Origin of the sequence: Sphingomonas sp. (assembly GCF_031380695.1) — a bacterium.
Taxonomy (GTDB): Bacteria; Pseudomonadota; Alphaproteobacteria; order Sphingomonadales; family Sphingomonadaceae; genus Sphingomicrobium.
In genome coordinates this window covers 1-5,121 of sequence record NZ_JANMWY010000073.1, presented here as the reverse complement: position 1 = coordinate 5,121, position 5,121 = coordinate 1, and the positions used below count along the sequence as shown (strand labels likewise).

The 5,121-nt window shown below is 66.0% G+C and carries 3 protein-coding genes and 1 tRNA gene; 3 read left to right on the top strand and 1 reads right to left on the bottom strand.

Annotated features, from left to right (window positions below; genetic code table 11):
- Positions 1-3,068, top strand: a 3,068-nt coding sequence (mfd, locus tag RMN84_RS02905; protein WP_309610704.1) for a transcription-repair coupling factor, incomplete at its 5' end; no start/stop codon positions are given.
- 47 nt (positions 3,069-3,115) lie between these two features.
- Here the strand turns inward: mfd and RMN84_RS02900 are convergent.
- On the bottom strand, positions 3,116-3,952 hold the full coding sequence (locus tag RMN84_RS02900; RefSeq protein WP_309610703.1) for an EAL domain-containing protein: 837 nt from the start codon (positions 3,950-3,952) through the stop codon (positions 3,116-3,118).
- Positions 3,953-4,070: 118 nt separating this feature from the next.
- On the opposite strand from RMN84_RS02900, the gene RMN84_RS02895 reads away from it, so the two are divergent.
- Both RMN84_RS02895 and RMN84_RS02890 read left to right on the top strand, forming a co-directional pair.
- Positions 4,071-4,883, top strand: coding sequence for an NAD kinase (locus tag RMN84_RS02895; protein WP_309610705.1), 813 nt, complete (start codon positions 4,071-4,073; stop codon positions 4,881-4,883).
- A gap of 55 nt (positions 4,884-4,938) precedes the next feature.
- A tRNA-Asn gene (locus RMN84_RS02890) sits at positions 4,939-5,013 on the top strand.
- Positions 5,014-5,121 lie beyond the last annotated feature (108 nt).

Below are 5,121 nucleotides of genomic sequence, written 5' to 3'. Positions count from 1 at the left end.
ACGCGCTGGTCCGCCTGCTCACCGCCAACGGTTATCAGCGCGCCGACGCGGTCCATGATGCCGGCGATTTCGCCGTGCGCGGGTCACTAGTCGATCTGTTCCCGGCGGGCGAGGCGACCGCGATCCGGCTCGATTTCTTCGGCGACGAGATTGAGACCTTGCGGCGGTTCGACCCGGCCGACCAGCGCACGACCGGAGCCGCCGAGGCGTTCACGCTGATGCCAGCGTCGGAAGCGCTGCTCGATGAGGAGAGTATCAAGCGGTTCCGCACCCGCTATCGCGAGACGTTCGGCGCCAATGCGACTGGCGATCCGCTGTATCAGGCGGTGTCGGACGGGCGGCGACTGGCCGGGATGGAGCATTGGCTGCCGCTGTTCGAGGAGAAGTTGGGCACCTTGTTCGACCATCTCGGCGAGCATGACGTCATCGTGCGCGATGCGGGAGCGGATTCGTCGCATGAGCAGCGCAGCGAGGCGATCCAGGATTATTTCGTCAATCGCGAGCGGGCGATGGTCGCCGCGCCGGGCAGCTATCGCCCGCTGCCGCCCTCGACCCTCTATCTGAGCGACAAGGAATGGCAGGGCGCGATCGACGGGCGGCCGATCCACCGCGCCTCGACCTTCCCCGAGCCGGCGAGCGAGACAGTCATAGACTTCGCGGTTGAAGGCGCGCGTGATTTCGCGCCGGAGCGGGCGCAGAACGTCAACGTCTATGAAGCAGTCGTCGATCACGCCGCCAAGCTGCGCAAGTCGAAGCATAAACTGATCCTGGCCAGCTATAGCCGTGGCTCACGCGAGCGATTGGCTGGGCTGCTCGCGGACCATGGGCTGGAGCGGCTGGCGCAGGTCGACACCTGGCAACAGGCGCTCGGGGCAAAGGGCGATGCCGCGCTGCTCGTCCTGCCGCTCGACCACGGCTTCACCACGCCCGAGGTCGCGGTGCTGACCGAGCAGGACATGCTCGGCGACCGGCTGGTACGGCGCAAGAAGCGGCGAAAGAGCGCCGATGCGTTCCTCGCCGAACTCGCCGCGCTGACCCCGGGCGACCTCGTCGTCCACGCCGACCATGGCGTTGCGCGCTACGAGGGGCTGACCTCGATCAAGGTCGGCAAGGCACCCCACGATTGCGTCGCGCTGGAATATGCCGGTGGCGACAAGCTCTACGTTCCGGTCGAGAATATCGACGTGCTGACCCGCTACGGCGGTTCGGAGAGCGAGCGCGCCCCGCTCGACCGTCTCGGCGGCGAGGCGTGGCAGCGACGCAAGAGCCGGATGAAGGAGCGCATCCGCGAAATCGCCGGCGAACTGATCAAGACCGCCGCGGTACGCGCGACTCGACCGGGGGCGCTTATCGAGGTCGACGGTGCCTACGCCTCGTTCGTCGACCGCTTCCCCTATGAGGAAACCGACGACCAGGACCGCGCAATCAGTGACGTGCTCGGCGATTTAGCGGCGGGCAATCCGATGGACCGGCTGGTGTGCGGCGACGTCGGCTTCGGCAAGACCGAGGTGGCGCTTAGGGCGGCATTCGTCGCGGCGATGGCTGGCTATCAGGTGGCACTGATCTGCCCGACAACGCTGCTCGCGCGGCAGCATTTTACCAACTTCGTCGAGCGCTTCAAGGGCTTCCCGCTCGAGATCGGCCGCCTGTCGCGGCTGGTGACAGCGGCGGAATCGAAGCGCACGAAAGAGGGCATCGAGAAGGGCATTGTCGACATCGTCATCGGCACCCATGCGCTGCTGGCAAAGTCGATCGAATTCAAGAAGCTCGGACTTGTCATTGTCGACGAGGAGCAGCATTTTGGCGTGACCCACAAGGAGCGGCTCAAGGCGCTTCGGGTTGACGTCCATGTCCTCACCCTCACCGCGACGCCCATTCCGCGCACGCTGCAGATGGCGATGTCGGGACTTCGCGAACTCTCGGTGATCCAGACCCCGCCGGTCGACCGGCTGGCCATCCGCACCTATGTCACGCCGCGCGACCCGGTGGTGATCCGCGAGGCGCTGCTGCGCGAACATTATCGCGGCGGACAGAGCTTCTACGTCGCACCGCGCATCGCCGACCTGCCCGACATCGAGGAATGGCTGCGCGAGGAAGTGCCGGAAGTACGCGCGATTACCGCCCACGGTCAGATGTCGCCGACCGAGGTCGAGGAGCGGATGAGCGCCTTCTACGACCGCAAATATGACGTGCTGCTGTCGACCACGATCATCGAGAGCGGGCTCGATATTCCCAGCGCCAACACGCTGGTGATCCATCGCGCCGATCGCTTCGGCCTGGCCCAACTCTATCAGCTGCGCGGGCGGGTCGGGCGGTCGAAAACGCGCGCCTATGCCTACCTGACGACGACGCCCGACCGGTCGATTACCGAAGGCGCGGACAAGCGCCTGCAAGTGTTGGCCAATCTCGACAGTCTTGGCGCGGGGTTCCAGCTCGCCAGCCACGACCTCGACATTCGCGGCGCTGGCAATCTGCTCGGCGACGAGCAATCGGGGCATATCAAAGAGGTCGGGTTCGAACTGTACCAGTCGATGCTGGAGGAGGCGATTCTCGAGCAAAAAGCCGGCGGCGACGAGCGGCGCGAGGATTATTCCCCGCAAATCAGCGTTGAAGCACCCATCCTTATTCCCGAGTCTTATATCCTCGATCTCGACTTGCGCATGGGGCTTTATCGCCGGCTGGGCGAACTCGACGAGCCGCAGGAGGTCGAGGCGTTCGCCGCCGAACTGATCGACCGCTTCGGCCCGATCCCGCAGGAAACGGCCAATTTGCTGCAGATCGTCGAAACCAAGATCAATTGTCGCAAGGCGTGCATCGCCAAGCTCGATGTCGGGGCGAAGGGCGCGGTGGTGACGTTCGTGCCCAACGGCTTCCCCGAACTCGCCGGTCTGTTCGCTTATGTCGATCGGCTGAAGGGCGCGGCGAAGCTGCGTCCCGACAGCAAGCTGGTCGTGTCGCGCGACTGGCCGAGCGAGAGCGCGCGCCTCACCGGCGCGGTCCAGCTGTCGCGCGGGCTGGCGCGGGTGCTGGCGGCGGGCGAGAAAGCGAAGGAGCTGGAGGCCGCATAGCTGGTCTCCCTCCCCGCAAATCGCGGGGAGAGAGTAGGCGTCGACCCTTAAGCCGCCTGGGCGACGGTCGCGTTGACGAAACGTGCCAGCTCCTCCTCGTCGAGCGCCCCCGCGCCGAGAAACCCCTGGTAGAGATCGCAGCCCCAGCTTGCGAGCAGTCCCAATTGTGCTGTTGATTCAACACCTTCGACGACGACCTTCAAACTCAGTTCGCGGGCGAGGCGGATCATGGCGCGTACCACAATGCGGTCGCGGCTACCGCCCACCAGGTCGGCGATCATCGCCCGGTCGATCTTGAGCGAATCGAGCGGCAGCGCGCTGAGATAAGCCAGGTTGGAATAGCCGGTGCCGAAATCGTCGATCGCGATCTGCACCCCGGCGGCGCGCAGGGTGGCGAGCCGGGCGGCGGCGGTCGCAGGATCGGCGATCAGGCTCGATTCGGTGATCTCGACCGTGATCCGGCTTGGCTTCAGCCCGGCGTCGGCAATCTCCGCCAGCAGCCATTCGACATAGCCGTCGCGCATCAGGTCCTCGGCGATGAGGTTGATCGACAGGCGCAGATGGGCCAGTCCGCCGCGCCATTGCCCGACCTGGCGCAGCGCACGCCGCTGGACCGTACGCGACAAGCGCTCTTGCAGGCCATGTCTAACCGCCCGCGCAAACAGCTCCTGCGGCCCTGTGCCACCGTCCCAGCGGGCCAGCGCTTCGACCCCGACCACGCGCCCGCTGTCGGGCTCAATCTGTGGCTGGAAGCGCACGCTGATCGTGTCGCGGGCGATCGCCTGCTCCAGTTGCCGATCGCGGCGCGGCTTGCGCGGTGCCGCGACCGGCGCGTCGGAACCGCGCTTGCCCTCGGGGGTACGCCAATATGTAAACTCTACCATGACCCTCGCCGTGCGCCGTTTGGCGGCTGTAGGACAGGCCGACGTCAGTGCCGCCCCGAAGCGGGACAGCACGCTGATAGTGGCGCTGGCGCGCAAATCGCCTATGCTGGCCCCCGCGATGAACCACGAGGCCCGCTCCCCCGCCGTCACCGACCGGCGTCTGCTCGACGGGATCGGCCTGCTCGCCTCCCCGACCGAGGCGGCGCAGGCGGCGCAGAAAATGCTGCGCAAACGCTATCACTGGGCCGACGCGGACGAGGCCGAGACGCTGGTCGCGCTCGGCGGCGACGGCTTCATGCTGCAGACGCTACACGCGATGTTGGAGGAGGGCACTCCGCGCCCGGTGTTCGGGATGAACCGCGGTACGGTCGGCTTCCTGATGAACGAATGGCGGCTGGACCGGCTGCAGCAGCGGATTGCCGGGGCGAAAGCGATACGGGTGACGCCGCTGATGATGACCGCGACGACGACCGATGGCACCGTCATCGCCCGCCCCGCAATCAACGAAGTCTCGCTGCTGCGCGAAACGCGGCAGACGGCGAAGATCGAAGTGTCGGTCAACGGGCGGGTCGTGATGCCCGAACTGGTCTGCGATGGCGTCCTGGTGGCGACGCCGGCCGGATCGACCGCCTATAATCTCAGCGCCCATGGCCCGATCCTGCCGCTCGCAGCTAAGCTGCTGGCACTGACTCCGATCAGCCCGTTCCGCCCGCGCCGCTGGGGCGGGGCGATCCTCCAGGACGATGTCATGATCCGCTTCCGCGTGCTCGACCCGGTCAATCGCCCGGTTTCGGCGGTGGCCGATCAGTTTGAAGTGCGCGAGGTCGCGACGGTCGACATCTGCCTGTCGAAAGGGCCAACGATGACCCTGCTGTTCGACCCCGAGCATGCGCTGGACGAGCGCATCGCGATGGAGCAATTCGCGCACTGACACTTGCCTTTAAGGGTTCGGTCGCTAAAGGGGGCCTCGCTTCGCGCGCCATCGTTCCCCGATAGCTCAGCGGTAGAGTAGGTGACTGTTAATCACTTGGTCGTTGGTTCGAATCCAACTCGGGGAGCCACTTTTTCTTGAAATCCTGGCCTCGAGCGGGTCGGGTATTTCCGGGCGCTATCCGCTCGTGTCTTCCGCCGCCGCCATCAGCGTCGCATTGCCGCCGGCCGCCGTCGTG